Here is a 15,202-nt window from a genome sequence, read left to right as displayed (position 1 = left end):
CCACCCAGTGGTCAACCCTAAATAAATAACGATGAAAAATCGCACGCGTGTCTCTCATGCAGCCCTGCTGCTGTTCGCAATCGCTGCCCATGCCCATGCCGCACCCGATGAAGGTTCGGTGACCGGCGCCGTTACCGACGCAGCGGGCAAGCCCGTCCGAAACGCCACCGTGAGCGTTCAGAACGCAAGCGGCGCCGCTATCAGCGAGGCGAAAACGGACGCAGACGGCCATTTCGCGATCGCTCACGTGACACCGGGCACCTACGCGATTGTCGTCACAGCACCGGGGTTCGCGAGTGGCAACAGCATTGCGACGACGACTGCGGGCGCAGCAAGCGCGGTGAGCGTCAAACTCGCTCAAAGCGACACACTCGACGTGCAGGTGAACGCAAAGCGGCTAGACCGGGCCCGCAACGGACTGTTGCCGGAAACCGGCAGCAGCGTGTACCGTTTCAGCCAGGCAGATATCAATGCGCTGCCCGCAGGGCAAGACACACCGCTGAACCAGGTGCTGCTCCAGGCGCCCGGCGTGGCAAGCGACTCATACGGACAGTTGCACGTGCGCGGCGACCACGCGAACCTGCAATACCGCATCAACGGCATCATCATTCCCGAGCCGATCAGCGGTTTCGGGCAGTCGCTCGACACCCGTATCATCGACCAGGTGAACCTGCTCACCGGCGCGTTGCCGGCGCAGTATGGCTACCGCACGGCGGGGGTGGTGGACATCCGCACGAAGACGGGCGATGCAGGCAACGGTGGATCCATCGACGTTTTCGGCGGCAGCCATCAGACGATCAAGACCAGCGCGGATGTATTCGGCAGTCAGGGGCCGTTCAGCTATTACTTCAGCGGTTCGGCGGGCAAGAACAATCTCGGGATCGAGAATCCCACCGCCAGTGCCAACGCGATCCATGACCACACCCGCCAGGGCGACGCGTTCGGCTACATGTCGTACATCATCAATCCGCTCACGCGCGTGAGTGTGATGTTCGGCACGACGAGCAACCAGTTCGAGATTCCCAACACGCCGGGTCTGGCCACCAATTTCACGCTCAACGGCAACAACACGTTCAATTCGAGCCAGTTGAACGAAACGCAATCGGAGTTGAACAACTTCGCCGTGGTGGCCCTCCAGGGCACCAATGGCGCCGCACTGGACTATCAGGTTGCCCTCTTTACGCGCTACACGCGCACGCAATTCAATCCCGATCCGGTCGGCGATCTGCTCTTTAACGGCGTGGCGTCACAGGACTTTCACAGCAACTCGGCCAACGGCGCACAGGTGGACACGACCTGGCGGCTGAACGACAAGCATACGATTCGAGCGGGCCTCTTTTTCCAGCAGGAACACGCGGTGTTCGACGACAGCGTCAACGTATTCGCGACGGATAGCAATGGCAATCAGATTTCCGATCAGCCCTTTAATATTCAGGACTCCAGCAGCAAGACCGGTTATCTGTACAGCGCCTATGTGCAGGACGAGTGGAAAATCACGGACAAGCTCACGCTGAACTATGGTCTTCGCTACGACAAGATGGATGAGTATGTCAGTGCGAGCCAGCTCAGCCCTCGCATCGGTCTCGTCTATGCGCTGACGCCGGCCACGACGTTCCATGCCGGTTACGCGCGCTATTTCACGCCGCCTGCGTTCGAGCTGGTGTCCGGCTCGACCATCAGCCGCTTCACTGGCACGACCAATCAGAGTCCGTCGAGCCAGAACGATCCGGTGCAACCGGAACGCAGCCATTATTTCGATCTCGGCGTGACGCAACGCCTCGGGTCGAACGTGACGGTCGGGCTTGACGCCTACTACAAGAAATCGACGAACCTGCTCGATGAAGGGCAGTTCGGCTCCGCGCTCATCTTCACGCCGTTCAACTACCGGGAAGGACGCGTGTATGGGGTCGAGTTCACGGCCAACTACAAGCAGGACAACGTATCGGCGTATATGAATCTCGCGTGGAGCCGCGCGCAGGGAACGCAGATCGATTCAGCGCAGTTCAATTTCGACCCGGCGGAACTCGCCTATATCAACAGCCACTGGGTCTATCTCGATCATGACCAGCGCGTCACCGCGTCATTCGGCGGAACCTACGATTTCGGCAGAACGACCTTCACGTTCGATGGGCTGGTGGGAAGCGGTTTGCGTAGCGGCTTTGCGAACACCGATCGGCTGCCGCTCTATGCGCAGGTCAATCTCGGTGTGATACAGCACTTCAACCAGCCGATCATCGGGAAATTCGATGCACGCCTGGTGGTGATCAACGCGTTCAATCGCGTCTACGAGTTGCGCGACGGTTCTGGGATCGGCGTCGGCGCACCGCAATACGGCCCGCATTTCGCCGTCTACGCCGGAATCACCAAGCATTTCTAATTCCATCAGGCTACAAAGAGGTCGGTCATGCAAGATTGGGCAAGTGTTCTGGCGGCGGTACGCGTAGGCGGATGGGTCATCTATCCGCTGACGATACTCGCCATTCTGGCGGTCGCCATCACCCTCGACCGCGCCTATGTGTTTCTGCGTTTCGGCCGTTTGCCAGGCGCGATGCGTGCGACACACGAAATCGGTTCACCGGGGTCGGCCCTTGATTGGGCCGGCAGATTGAACGATACCGCCGGTCAGAATGCGTTCGCGCGGGTGAGCGCGCCCTGGGTGCCCGATCCCTCTGTCCCGCTGTGGCTGCGCGAGGCCAAGGCGCAATCGGTAGCCTCGCAAATCGAACGCGAGATGAGTAAAGGGTTCTGGGTGCTGGAAACCATCGTGACAGCAGCGCCGCTACTGGGGCTGCTCGGCACCATCGTCGGCATGATGCATTCGTTCCAGTTGTTCGGCGGCGACGGTCTCGTCGACCCGGGGGGCGTGACCGGTGGTGTGGCGCAGTCGTTGGTGGCCACCGCGATTGGGCTCGTGGTCGCCTTGTTCGCGCTCTTCGCGTTCAACTATTTTTCCCGCCGGCTTGAACGACTCATGGATGAACTCGAATCGTTCGCAAATGCGCGGCTCAGCGAAATCCGTCTTACCGAGCCGCCCGTGGGAGCGCAGCCGTGAAGTTCAAGCGCTCACGCGCGGTAAAGCGCGGTCGCATCGAAATCATTCCGATGATCGATGTGATGTTCTTTCTGCTGGCGACCTTCATGCTCGCATCGCTTGCGATGCAGCGGCTCGACACCGTCAAGGTCAACCTCCCGGCCGGCATCGCGCAGCCGATGGCGGCGCATGAACCGCTGACGATCTCGGTGGACCGAAGCAATGAGATATTCGTGAATCACCAATCCGTTCATCTCGATCAGATCGAGTCCACCGTCAAGCGCCTGCTGCAACCGGACGGCAATGTGGTGATCGCCGCTGACGACGCAGCGGATCACGGCGTGGTCGTTCAGGCGATGCTGGCCGCGCGCCGCGCAGGCGCTGAGCGGTTTCTGATTGCAGTACATCGTGAATAGCCGGATGCGATTCGCGGTCGCTGTGGACGAGTCTCAGAAGGTTCGAATCACGCTAGCGTTGCTGGTTGCGCTGATGGTATGGATCGTGTTCCTTTCTGCATTTGGACACTGGCTCGGCGCAACAACAGCGCGTCCACCGGCTAAGCCGCTCGAAATGCGCATGGTGGAACTCGATCCCCCACCTGCGCCGGTGGTGCACACTGCGCCTGCTCCGGCACCGGCGACGAAGCCGGCGGACAAGCGCGCTCGCGCCTTGCCACAACGCGCCGTACCGCCCGCACGATCCCAGCCTGAAATGCAATCGATGCACAGCGTAGCGCCTGCCCCGCCCGCGCAAACAACAGAAGAAGCGAAGCCGGCCGCTGAGCCGCCCGCGCATGCTGCTGCACCTTCGGAAGAAAAATCAGCCGCCACGGCATCCGGCGACGCGGCGGCGCATTCCATTTCCCAGCCGCTGCCGGAACTCCCCGACGACTTGCGCGAGCAGGCGTATCAAACCGTTGCAACCGCCCGCTTCATGATTCACGTCGACGGCTCAGTCGATGTCGAACTCATCAAGCCAACACCGAACCCGAGGCTCAACCAGATCCTGCTCGAATCGCTCCGTAAATGGCGATTCTTTCCCGCGATGCAGGCCGGGCATCCGGTAGAAAGCCGCCAGGACATCCGTGTCCACTTCAATGTGAACTAAGGCAACCCGGGCAGCGCTCGTACCGCACCAACGCGCTGCCCGTCCCTCATCGCCCCTCAGCCGTCAACCGGCAGGCGCTCACCGAGGCGCGTCTCTTCGTCTACCCGCAGCAACCGCCCTGCGTTGGCGATCACGATAAACGTGCCGAGGTTATGCAGGAGAGCGATCCAGACTGCGCCAAGCACGCCCGTCGCAGCAAGCACGATCACGGCGACGGTCCACGCCAACCCGATCGCGGCGTTGACCGTCGCGGTATGCAGGCACCGCCGCCCAAGCCTCACGCAAGTCGCGATGCGGCGGAGATCGTCGCCGAGCAACACGACATCCGCCGATGCGACCGCGATGTCGATGCCCCGTTCGCCCATGGCAATGCTGGTGGGACCCGCCTTGATCGCGAGGACATCGTTCAAGCCGTCGCCGACCACCAGCGGGTGATAACCGGCCGCCATTTCGCGCACCACGTAGTCGAGCTTGTCGTGCGGCAAAGCCTGCGCCACCACGACGCCAATGCCGGTTTGCGCTGCCAGCTTGCGCGCCACCGGTTCGCGATCGCCGGTCAGCAGCGTCTGGCGCGTCAGCCCCAGTTCGCGTAACTCCGCCAGCGCGCTCTGCGCCTCCACGCGCATCGGATCGGCGAACCCGAACCATGCAAGGAAGCGGCCGTTCAGCGCAAGACCGACGCAAGGTCCGTCGATCGCGCGACGCGGTTCCGGGAGCGCCGGTATGTGCTCCGCGAGCAGGCCCGCGCGGCCGAGCACCGCCACACCTTCAGGCGTCTCGGCGACGATGCCCATGCCTCTCAGTTCGCGTGCATGTTCGAACGGCACGCGTTCGAATCCGGCCGGCTGGACGTCGGCCACGTAACGCACCAGCGCGCGGCTCACCGGATGCGCACTGCTGCCGCCGAGCCGGGAAGCGAGTTCAAGCACCACTGCCATATCGACGCCCGGCTCCAGCAACACGTCCTCGACGCGCAACTCGCCATAAGTCAGCGTGCCGGTCTTGTCGATCACCAGCGAATCGATCTGCGCGAACTTGTCGAGGAACGCCGCGCTCCTGAACAGGATGCCGTGCCGCGCCGCCACCGCGATGCCGGCAATGGCCGTGGACGGTGCGGCGAGCACGAGCGCGCACGGACACGCCGCGACGATCACGGCCAGCATCGCCGATGCGTTCGCCGAGACGAACCACACAATCGCGGCGATCAGCAGGACGAGGCAGAGATAGCCGCCCATGTAGCGTTCGAGTATCTGCGTGATCGGCGGCTTGGCCTGCTCCGCGCGTTGCATCAGCTCGATGATCTTGCCGAGCGTCGACTGCTTGCCCGCATGCGTGACCTCGATACGCAACGGACCGTCCAGGTTCATCGCGCCACCGAATACGGCAGCGCCCGCTTCGACGTCGAGCGGCACCGACTCGCCGGTAATCGGACCGTTGTCGACACTGGACTGCCCGTGCAGCACGACGCCATCGGCGGGAATTCGCGCGCCCGCTACGACTTCGATTTGATCCGCGGCCCGCACCGAGTCATACGGCACTTCTTCGATCGAACCGTCGGCGTTGACCCGCCGCACCTTGCCCGAGGTCAGCCGGCCGAGTGCCCGGATCGCCTCTTGCGAGCCGAGCACGCTGCGCTCTTCGAGCGCATGGCCGAACGTCATGACGATAGGCAGGAGCGCTGCCGTCGCCATGTCCCCCACGGCCCACGCCGCCAGCATCGCGAGCGCGATCAGACGATCGGTGACGCCGTGCAGACTGGGCGACTTCAGACTTCGCCATGCGCTCGCGAAAACCGACCCGGCGACGACGAGCGACGCGAGTCCCGCCAGCACTTGCGCGATCACTTCATCGGCCGGAGCGAAGTAGTGCCATGCGGTAGACAGCACGAGCAGGCCGCCGGCCAGCAGCGCGAGCGCGATCTGTCGCGTGACCGCACGCTGCTCCAATGCCGACAAGGCAATCTCCGGACTATGAGGCGTACGATCCACTGCGTCCGCCGGCGCGGCGACGGTGTCTGTATGCAGGGTGTGCCCGGCTCTCGCGCTCATCGGGCATTCCCCGGCAGAATAAGATTTGACGTGTTGTGCGGGTCGACGGTCGTCACGCGGGCCGCTTTCGACAGGATCGCCTGAACACGCTCCCGATACACGCGCGCGAGGAGACCCGGATCGCTGTTGGTCCGCAACGGCGCCCCCAGTTGCTGGATGGTCAGGGTTTTAGCCTGCGCGGACGTCACCCGTTCCACCGCGCTCGCCTGCGCGTTCTGCACGATCCGGTCGGCATCCTGCTGCGCGTCCTGGCGTATTTTTTCAGCGGACGTGCGCGCCTCGTCCATGCTGCGCTCGGCGACCTGCAACGAGGTCAGCACCGAGTTGAACGCATTGACGGCGGGTGCCGGGAACGACGCTTCGACATCCACGCGTGCGACTTCGATGCCGAGTCCCGCATGTTGCGCGTCGAGCTGGCGCAAATGCCGCTCAATCTCCTGCGCGAGATCGCCGCGCAATCGCTCACGCTTGATCGCGACCTGCTGATCAGCAGACAGCAGTTCGGGGCGCGCGACCAGAATCGCATCCAGATCACGTTTCGCCACGACCTCCACCGCCGACGCGGATACGATCCGCTCGATCGCCGCATCGAGCCGGTCCTTTTGCAGCACATAGGCGTAGGGGTCGACGACGCGGTAGTACAGCGTTGCACGCAACTGCAACACGCCGTTGTCGCCCGTGAGCACGTAACCGGAACCGGCCAGCGCATCGGGCAGCAACGCAACCTGCGGCAACGCGTCGGGCGGTGCAGCGGCATCAGCGTCGGCGTTCGCCGCGGCCGGCGAACCCGGCGGCACATCCGGCGTCCCACTGGCCACGGCCGCCGCATCCGCCGCCCCCTGCGCGACAGGCGGTAGTTGCGACACGTTAGCGTCGGCTTCACGCGCGCGCGGATCACGTTCGAGCGACTGAATGCGTTGCTCGAGGACTCGCGCACTGCCGGGCACGAGTAACGTCGACTCGAATGGACGCGGCCAGGCAATCAGCAAGCCCGCGTCCTGAGTGCGGACGAACGCGCCGAAGCGCAACACGACCGCCCGGCTATCGGGAGGGATGCGCCGGATGTTCGACCCTGCCCACGCACACGCGGCCAGCACGGCGACGACGACCACGAACCAGAACGAGAGCCGCACCGCCTGAGCGCCAGGCCCCAGCGGCGGCAAGTCGGCGTCCGTGCTCATCGCGTGGACCTGGTTTTTTTCGCCGCCGGCGCGGCCTGCGATGACGGTTCCGGCTTCACGTCCGTCGGACCCTGCACCAGCGCCTGAAACGGCGCGGCATCGGTGCGCAGAATCAGATTCGTGTTGGCGCTGACGACCGTGTCGAGCGTGTCGAGCGAACGCAGCATGGTGTACAGATGCGGATTGCCCGCATAGGTGTTGCCGTAGATCTCGGCGGCATCCTTGCGCGACTGCGCTTCGATCTCCGCCGCCTTGACGTTCGCGTCGGCGACCGCAAGTCGCGCGTCGCGGTCCGCATCAGAACGAATCTGAGCCGCTTCCCGATTGCCGTCGGCCGTGCGCTGGGCGGCGACGGTCTCGCGTTCGGCGCTCATCCGGCCAACCGTCGCCGCCAGCGTCACGGCCGGCAGCGTCAACCGCTCCAGACCGACCTGGACGACGTGCACGCCGTAGGCCGAATACAGTTGGGCGTCGATCTGGCTAAGCAATGCGTCTTCGAAAGCGGAAATACGGACCTTGGAAGGATCCGTGTTCACCAGCGACGCCAGATCGAAACCGGCAGATGTGGTTTGCAACGAGGAACCGAGCAGGGAGCGGATCTGCTGCGCGGCTTCGTCCGGCTGGTTGCCCACGGCGCGCACGAAACGGCGTACGTCGTTCGGGTCCGCCGCCACGCGCCACGCAACATAGGCCTGCACGATGATCCGCAAGCCGTCGCGCGTGCCCACGTCCTGCAATCCGCTCGACGTGGTATGCAAACGCAGGTCGACCGGCACGGCCGCTTCGATCGGCGCGGGCAGACGCCAGCCGAGGCCAGGTTCGAGCAGCACGCGCACGGGTTGCCCGAAGCGCGTGATCACTGCGGCTTCGCCCGCGCGCACCGAAATGAAACTCGCCACGGTGATCGCGACGATCACGCACAGCAGTGCAAGCAGCACGCGCAGAAAAAACGGACCGCCGCGCCCGGCCTGCCCATCACCGTGACCGTGGTGGTGATGGTGGTGCCCGTGGCCATCGGCATGCGAATGAAGCAAACTCATAAAGCCACCCTGAAAACAGCCTCTGCGACGTTCGACGCACGCACCCGCCTATCTCTGCTGTGCGCGTCAGTTGCCGTGCGGGATACCGGCGAGATCGCCGGCAGTCAATGCGCGCAGATCGATGGTGGCGCGCCGGTCGGCGACCAGCCGATCGTCGATCACCGTAATACGCGCGTTCTGCAAGCCCTGTTGCAAGCGGCTCAAGTAGTACTCGAAGGCAAACGCAGGTCCACCGAGCCGGTAAGCCACCATGTCGGCCTCGAAATCGATCTGCTGCACGCGCGCCGTCACCACCGTGTTGCCCGCGTCCGCGCTTGCCTCGGCGACCTTGGTCTGCGCCTGCTGCTGCGCATTGCCCAACATTTCTGCCGCGAAGCCATGCGCTAGCGCGACGCTTGCCTGAGCCCGAATCTGCGCGGCCTGCACATCGTGATAGGCCGCTGCCGCCCCTGCGGGCGGATGCACGCTCTCGATCACGACCGCGACGACGTCGATGCCGCTCATCAGCCGGTCGAGTTGCTGCTGCACGGCGCGTCGCACGCTCTCCGCCATCGCGTTCTGGCTCGTCTCCAGCAAGGATCGCAGCGTATGCGATGCGAGGTAATGCACGACCTCGCGGTTGGCGATCGACCGGACCGTGGTTTCTGGATCGACAGACCGGTATAGCGCGGCGCGCGCGGCCGCATCGCTCAGGCCCACGCGATAATCGAGCCGCACGTCGGCGTTGACGATCTGAAAGTTCTGCTGTTCGCCAGTCGCGCCGGCGATCACCTGAGTCGTCTCCCATGGGTGCTGCACATCCCACAGACGATTCAACTGTTCTGGCGTCGGCCCGTCGGCGGGAGCGGAAGGCGCCGCGACGCTACTGTCGTCCGCCCCGCCCGAGACGATGAACTGATGCACGGCGCCGTTATCGACGATACGCGCCCGGCCGAAGGGCCAGGGGATGCCTACATGCAGGCCGGGTTGCCAGACCGCGACGGGCGCACCGAAACGTTCATAGACCGCGCGCTGGTCCGGGCCGAGCACGACAACGGAAGTCAGAAGCCAGGCACAGACCATCATCGTTGCAACGGTGGCAGGCAACAGTCGCACGAAGCTGCGTAACACCCAGTTCTGCCGCAGATCGATTCCGTAGCGGCCGTGCAGTTCGGCGCCCAGCGTCGACAGGGGTGATTGGCCGACACTCAGCATCCCCGCGAGCACGCTCGACGGGACCTGCGCCGCATTCGAGCCGGCACGCGGCGGGAAAAACCACCGGATGAACACGCGCAACATCAACTCGACCGCGATCGCCGCACTGAAAATCGCCACGGCATGGACCAGCAGATCGAGCGTCGTATGCATGTAGACGAACCACGCCGCCGATACCGCTGCGGCAAGCGCGCACAGAAGCACGACGCGCAACATCCCCGCCAGCGACGCCGACCGTGCGGCACCTGTCCGCTGTGCATCGTGTGTATAGAAGCGTTCGACGACGAGCGTGAGGAAGGCAAGCACCAGCGCCGTTGCACCGCATGCGATGACCAGCGACGGTGAGACCATCGCGTGAAAGAGCGCGGCGGGCGGAAACGGCTTCAAGGCCTTCACGGCGATTGCCACGGACAGGCAGGTGCAGATGAGCACGGCCCAGGGTTGCCAGCGGATGGCACGGACCTCCAGCTTCAAGTCCTCTGCATCGGGATCCTGCCGGATGATCTGCCAGAGGAATAGGAAGGCGTGTTTCCAGCCCGGTCCCGCCGCGCGCTCAGCCGACCTATGCGCGGGCGACGGACTCCAGAGTGTGACGGCAAGCACATTCAGGCATGCACTCGCCAGTACCGCGCACCAGCGCGAATCAGCGGGTAGGCTGTTCGAGAAAAAACTCAGCGCGCCAAGCACGGCCGCCAGTGCCGCAGCCGCCCATCCCAGCAGCAAAACTTCGTCACGTCCGGCCAGCCGCTCATCCGATGCTTCCTTCTCGCGCCCGACCTGGTCCGACATCAGGAATCCCTACGAATGAGTTACAAATCGAATAATCGGCCTTCGCCCCCGAGGCTAACGCATAGCGCTGCGAGCCGCAATTTAACGTGCCGGGAGTGGAAACTCAAGTTGGATGTGCCAGGAAAATTCGAGCTGCATAAGCAGGGCGAAATGCGAGCGTCTCACCTCACGCGCAGCATAAAAATGAAAGGGTTTGGAAAGGCAATCGCCGGCCCTTTCCTATGACTCATCCATCGACGGCATCATTTCATGCCTGACTCGCATTGCCGATAGTGCTTACCGCTTGCGAGCCGGTGCTAATCAGTGCCGCCCTTGAGTCATTGGGCATCGCTTAGGGGACCTGCTCACACAAGCAGGGTCAAGGTGTCAAACAGCGCAAGGTCTTCTTTCGTCGCCGATCGCGCATGCTTGCGGATCACTTGCAACAGACACTCAATAAAGCAACGGGCCGCGCCGCCGAGCGTGCTGTTTCGACGCGTAACAATGCTTAGTTGTCGCGAATCGAATTTTTCCTTCAGCGCTAGCGCCACCAGTCGGCCCTGAAACAGGGGGGCCGTCTGCAGGACAGTCGGGCACCACGTACACATGTCAGCGCGCTCAACCAGCATCTGCAGTGTTCCTAGCGACTGTGCCCGCACAATACGGTTCGCGTCCATCTGCGCGCCATGGCGCGTGAACAGATAGTCGATCAGCGCGTCCTGGCCGTCGGGCGCGAAATTTAGCGCCCAGTCCTGATCCAGTAGATCGTGAATCGAACGGCAATGCTGCAGCGGATGCCCCCGGCGAACCATCACGGCCGTCTCGTAGTTCAACACCGGCTCGCAGGAAAACTCCTGCGTGCTAGTAGACGGATGCAACTGACCGATCACAAAGTCCATATCGCCGGCACGTAAAAGCGGTTGCGCGACGGCCATCAGACTCTCGAAAAGCTCCAGTTGAATATCGGGCATCCGCTTGCGAAACAGCAATACCGTCTCGGCCAGAAACGTCAACGTGACCCACGGTGTCACACCGACGCTAAGCCGTCCCTCCGCCCGACCGCGCAATCTTGCCAGCTCGTTCTGCGCGTGTTCCAACTGATTGAGGACCAGACGCGCGTGCGTGAGCAACGCCTTGCCATATTCGGTAAAGCTGATTCCTTCAGGCGCGCGTATCAGCAGCGGCAGTTGCTCGTTGGCTTCGAGTTCACGCAACGCGCGCGTGACTGCGGCCTGAGAAATTCCCAATGACCGCGCGGCCGCTCTGATGCTGCCCGTTTCCGCACTCGCGACCAACGCCTGCAACTGATGAATCTTCACAAAACCACCCCGACAACAAATGGTTGTCAGCATAACAAAACTGCGGCTTCACCCTCGAGATTTAGCTGAATAGCATTCCGACCAGTGCAGACAGATGCGACGCCCGAAGCCCAGACGGCCGGGCGCGACGACCGGGTCTGCCCGCTATTCAAAGGACTTCATCGATGGTTCAAGACTTCGTTTTGCCCGGCATCGCAGCCATCCAGGAGGAAATGATCGGTCTGCGTCGCCGTATTCACGCGTATCCGGAACTCGGCCTTCAGGAGGTCGCAACCAGCGAACTGGTTGCCGAATGCCTGAACCAGTGGGGCTATCAGGTCACGCGCGCTGTCGGTAAAACGGGCGTGGTGGGCACGCTAAAGAGCGGACATGGGCCGTCCCTCGGATTGCGCGCCGATATGGACGCGCTTCCCATCCTCGAGACTACGGGCTTGCCCTATGCCAGCCGGAACGACGGCGTCATGCACGCATGCGGCCACGATGGACATACGGCCACGCTGCTGGCTGCTGCAAAGTACCTGGCCGAAACACGCGCGTTCTCCGGCACACTGAACCTGATTTTCCAACCCGCTGAAGAAGGCCTCGGCGGCGCGCAAAAGATGATCGAAGACGGCCTCTTCGAACGCTTTCCGTGCGATGCCGTATTCGCGCTCCACAACGTTCCTGGCTATCCGGCAGGTCATCTGGGCTTCTTTAGCGGCGCATTCATGGCGTCGGCCGACACCGTCACCGTGCGCGTGGTGGGTCGCGGCGGGCACGGTGCCGTGCCGGACAAGGCGATTGATCCGATTGTCGTTTGCGCGTCGATCGTGACCGCGTTGCAAAGTATCGTGTCGCGTAACGTGAGCCCGCGCGACCTGGCCATTATCAGCGTCGGTTCGATTCATGCGGGTGTCGCGTCGAATGTGATCCCGTCGTCGGCGCAGATGCTGCTGACCGTCCGGGCGCTGGCGCCGGATGTGCGCGAACTGCTCGAACGCAGGATTTGCGAACTCGTGCACGGACAGGCGGCAAGTTTCGGCGCGCATGCTGAGATCGACTACGTTCGGTGTCATCCGGTGCTGATCAATCACCGTACGGAAACGGATTTCGCGCGCCAGGTGGCTGCGGACTGGTTGGGCACGCAATCCATCATCGACGGTCTCGAACCCTTCACGGCCAGCGAAGACTTCGCATGCATGCTCGAAAAATGCCCGGGCAGCTACTTCGTAATCGGCAATGGCGACGGCGAACGCGGTTGCGCGCTACATCACTCCGGCTACGATTTTAATGATGACTGTCTGGCAGTGGGCGCCACCTATTGGGTCAAGCTGACCGAACGCTTTCTGGCAAAACCCGTTCATTTGGAACACAAGTAGTTCAACAACGTCGTTGAGGAGAAACACAGATGAATAAAAAACTTGCAGCAATCTCGTTCGCTTTGATGGCGCTGTCCGGCGCCGCCCATGCCGCCGACTGGTCCGGCAAGGAAATCAAGCTGGCGGTCGATCCGACTTATCCGCCGCTAGAGTACAAGACGCCAGACGGAAAGCTGACCGGCTTCGGCGTGGACATCGCCAACGCGCTCTGTGCCGAACTTCATGCGCGCTGCGTATGGGTCGAAACCAGCTTCGACGGCATGATCCCCGGCCTGCTCGCAAGAAAGTTCGATGCGATTTCGTCTTCGATGACCATCACACCCAAGCGCATGCAGCAGATCGCGTTCACGAACAAGATCTCCAACGCGCCGGCACGACTGGTCGTCAAGCGCGACTCCGATCTGCTGCCGACGGCGGCTTCGCTAAACGGTAAACGTGTCGGTGTCGAACAGGGTTCGAGCCAGGAAGATTACGCCAAAGCGGAGTGGCAACCGGCGGGCGTGCAGATCGTCTCGTACCAGAATCAGGATCAGGTCTACACGGACCTGTTAGCGGGACGGCTCGATGCGGCATTTCAGGCATCGATCGAAGCAAACGACGGCTTTCTCAAGAAGCCTGAGGGCAAGGACTACAAGTTTGCCGGCCCGGCTTTGGACGATCCGAAGTATTTCGGTCTGGGCGACGGTCTTGGCCTTCGCAAGCAGGACGTCGCGCTGCGCGATGCATTCAATCAGGCACTGGCTGCCATCCTGGCAAACGGGACTTACGCAAAGATCAACCGGAAGTACTTCGACTTCGATATCTACGGCGCAAAGTGAGCCGGACCTGAGCGCTTTGCCACTCTATTTACCGCTCCGGTAAATCTCAGGTTTGGTCGACAGCAATCGAATAGAAAAATATCCAACATATTCAGGATGACGAATTGAATAAAACCATTATTTGCATTGCGATAACGTCCGCATGTGCAACGTCGGCTTTTGCGCAGAGCAGTGTCACGCTGTATGGCGTTATTGACGAGGGGATCGACTTCACCAACAACGTTGGTGGAAGCCACGTGTACGAAATGACAAGCGGTTATGCACAGGGCAGCCGCTGGGGTCTGAAAGGCTCCGAAGATCTCGGCGGTGGCCTCAAGACGATCTTCCAGATCGAAAGCGGCTTCAACGTCAACACCGGCAAGCTCGCACAAGGCGGACTCGGGTTCGGACGCCAGGCCTATGTCGGTCTTGAGAGCGAGCAGTACGGGACGGTGACGTTCGGCCGTCAATACGACTCGGTGGTCGACTATCTCGCGCAAACCACAGCCAACGGTAACTGGGGCGGCTATCTGTTATCCCATCCATTCGACAACGACAACACGGATAACACGTTTCGTGTCAACAACACGGTCAAGTATGCGAGTCCGGATATCGTGGGCTTCCAGTTCGGCGGCACGTATAGCTTCAGCAACAGCACCGGCTTCGCCAACAACCGGCAGTTGAGCGTCGGCGCACAGTACACGAACGGCGGATTGTTGATCGCCGCGTCCTATCTGAATGCGGACAATCCTGGCGCCACGTCTGGCGGCGCGATTGCCGGTTCAAGTTCGACGGTCGCCGCAGACGCAAACTTTCAATCGGAGCGCTTGCGCATCTTTGGCGCAGGGATCAACTATACAGCCGGGCCGGCAACAGTCGGGTTCGTCTACACCAACACGAACATGAGTAATCCGACTGCGAACCTCGCCTACCTCAGCGGACAGGAGAGCCTCGAACCGACTCGCGGCGCGCTCGCAGGCGGCACGTTGACCAGCCTGAAGTATCAGAATTTCGAACTGAACGGAAAATATCAGTTCACGCCGGCGTTCTTCGTGGGTGCGCAATACGTCTATACGCTGGAGAACTATGATGCAACGACAGGCAGCGTACGACCGAAGATTCACACGGTGGGCCTGATGGCGGACTACAACCTGTCAAAACGCACCGACGTCTACGTCCAGGGTGCCTTTCAGAAGATTGCAGGCGAGGCAACCGGGTCCGCTTTGGATCAGGCATACGTGCCTGGTGCGCAAGATCTGTCTTCGTCGTCGAGTCAGATTGTTCTCCGTGCGGCGATCCGGCACACGTTCTAATCCCAATCCCGGTCGTTCCCGAGTGGCACTACGCGAGCTTGCCTCG

Annotated in this window: 12 protein-coding genes; 7 read left to right on the top strand and 5 right to left on the bottom strand. The window is 62.2% G+C overall.

The genetic code is table 11. The features are described from left to right. The first annotated feature begins 31 nt into the window (after positions 1 to 31). From PQQ96_RS02515 to PQQ96_RS02500, 4 genes are read left to right on the top strand one after another with little or no spacing between them, the layout of a single operon-like run. Positions 32 to 2,377 carry a TonB-dependent receptor gene (locus tag PQQ96_RS02515; protein ID WP_408288300.1) on the top strand — a complete coding sequence of 782 codons (2,346 nt, stop codon included), beginning with the start codon at positions 32 to 34 and terminating at the stop codon, positions 2,375 to 2,377. A gap of 27 nt (positions 2,378 to 2,404) precedes the next feature. Continuing rightward, positions 2,405 to 3,052 (top strand): MotA/TolQ/ExbB proton channel family protein, encoded by a 648-nt coding sequence (locus tag PQQ96_RS02510; RefSeq protein ID WP_408288297.1) that lies wholly within the window; start codon positions 2,405 to 2,407, stop codon positions 3,050 to 3,052. Beyond that, positions 3,049 to 3,447: an ExbD/TolR family protein gene (locus PQQ96_RS02505; RefSeq protein WP_408288294.1), complete on the top strand. Its 399-nt coding sequence runs from the start codon at positions 3,049 to 3,051 to the stop codon at positions 3,445 to 3,447. The genes PQQ96_RS02510 and PQQ96_RS02505 overlap by 4 nt, the downstream gene beginning before the upstream one ends. Positions 3,448 to 3,469: 22 nt before the next feature. Beyond that, complete coding sequence (locus PQQ96_RS02500) at positions 3,470 to 4,138, top strand: energy transducer TonB (RefSeq protein WP_408288291.1); 669 nt, start codon at positions 3,470 to 3,472, stop codon at positions 4,136 to 4,138. Positions 4,139 to 4,194: 56 nt separating this feature from the next. Here the strand turns inward: PQQ96_RS02500 and PQQ96_RS02495 are convergent, their stop codons facing one another. The 5 genes from PQQ96_RS02495 to PQQ96_RS02475 form a co-directional block, all read right to left on the bottom strand. Then, positions 4,195 to 6,186, bottom strand: coding sequence for a heavy metal translocating P-type ATPase (locus PQQ96_RS02495; RefSeq protein ID WP_408288288.1), 1,992 nt, complete (start codon positions 6,184 to 6,186; stop codon positions 4,195 to 4,197). Next, positions 6,183 to 7,367, bottom strand: coding sequence for an SPFH domain-containing protein (locus PQQ96_RS02490; protein WP_408288286.1), 1,185 nt, complete (start codon positions 7,365 to 7,367; stop codon positions 6,183 to 6,185). The genes PQQ96_RS02495 and PQQ96_RS02490 overlap by 4 nt, the downstream gene beginning before the upstream one ends. Further along, on the bottom strand, positions 7,364 to 8,407 hold the full coding sequence (gene hflC / locus PQQ96_RS02485) for a protease modulator HflC (RefSeq protein WP_408288283.1): 1,044 nt from the start codon (positions 8,405 to 8,407) through the stop codon (positions 7,364 to 7,366). The genes PQQ96_RS02490 and hflC overlap by 4 nt, the downstream gene beginning before the upstream one ends. A gap of 66 nt (positions 8,408 to 8,473) precedes the next feature. Continuing rightward, positions 8,474 to 10,390, bottom strand: a complete 1,917-nt coding sequence (gene hflK / locus PQQ96_RS02480) for a protease modulator HflK (RefSeq protein ID WP_408288280.1) — start codon at positions 10,388 to 10,390, stop codon at positions 8,474 to 8,476. Positions 10,391 to 10,734: 344 nt separating this feature from the next. After that, entirely contained in the window at positions 10,735 to 11,721 is a 987-nt protein-coding gene (locus tag PQQ96_RS02475; protein ID WP_408288277.1) for a LysR substrate-binding domain-containing protein, read from the bottom strand. Positions 11,722 to 11,852: 131 nt separating this feature from the next. Here PQQ96_RS02475 and PQQ96_RS02470 point away from each other — a divergent pair, with 131 nt between their 5' ends. From PQQ96_RS02470 to PQQ96_RS02460, 3 genes are all read left to right on the top strand, one after another. Further along, entirely contained in the window at positions 11,853 to 13,046 is a 1,194-nt protein-coding gene (locus PQQ96_RS02470) for a M20 aminoacylase family protein (protein WP_408288274.1), read from the top strand. 29 nt (positions 13,047 to 13,075) lie between these two features. Next, a complete protein-coding gene (locus PQQ96_RS02465; RefSeq protein ID WP_408288272.1) occupies positions 13,076 to 13,864 on the top strand; it encodes an ABC transporter substrate-binding protein in 789 nt (262 codons plus the stop codon). A gap of 104 nt (positions 13,865 to 13,968) precedes the next feature. After that, a complete protein-coding gene (locus PQQ96_RS02460) occupies positions 13,969 to 15,156 on the top strand; it encodes a porin (RefSeq protein WP_408288269.1) in 1,188 nt (395 codons plus the stop codon). The last annotated feature ends 46 nt before the right edge of the window (positions 15,157 to 15,202 follow it).

Origin of the sequence: Paraburkholderia sediminicola, from assembly GCF_046027825.1 — a bacterium.
GTDB classification, from domain to species: domain Bacteria; phylum Pseudomonadota; class Gammaproteobacteria; order Burkholderiales; family Burkholderiaceae; genus Paraburkholderia; species Paraburkholderia sediminicola_D.
This window is presented reverse-complemented; position numbering and strand designations above follow the sequence as displayed.

Bases quoted from the DNA above. Each gene is read 5' to 3' on its own strand.
- PQQ96_RS02495 (WP_408288288.1), bottom strand. From the start codon at position 6,186: ATGAGCGCGAGAGCCGGGCACACCCTGCATACAGACACCGTCGCCGCG.
- PQQ96_RS02465 (WP_408288272.1), top strand. From the start codon at position 13,076: ATGAATAAAAAACTTGCAGCAATCTCGTTCGCTTTGATGGCGCTGTCC.
- PQQ96_RS02475 (WP_408288277.1), bottom strand. From the start codon at position 11,721: ATGCTGACAACCATTTGTTGTCGGGGTGGTTTTGTGAAGATTCATCAG.
- PQQ96_RS02510 (WP_408288297.1), top strand. From the start codon at position 2,405: ATGCAAGATTGGGCAAGTGTTCTGGCGGCGGTACGCGTAGGCGGATGG.
- hflC (WP_408288283.1), bottom strand. From the start codon at position 8,407: ATGAGTTTGCTTCATTCGCATGCCGATGGCCACGGGCACCACCATCAC.
- PQQ96_RS02470 (WP_408288274.1), top strand. From the start codon at position 11,853: ATGGTTCAAGACTTCGTTTTGCCCGGCATCGCAGCCATCCAGGAGGAA.
- hflK (WP_408288280.1), bottom strand. From the start codon at position 10,390: ATGTCGGACCAGGTCGGGCGCGAGAAGGAAGCATCGGATGAGCGGCTG.
- PQQ96_RS02515 (WP_408288300.1), top strand. From the start codon at position 32: ATGAAAAATCGCACGCGTGTCTCTCATGCAGCCCTGCTGCTGTTCGCA.
- PQQ96_RS02490 (WP_408288286.1), bottom strand. From the start codon at position 7,367: ATGAGCACGGACGCCGACTTGCCGCCGCTGGGGCCTGGCGCTCAGGCG.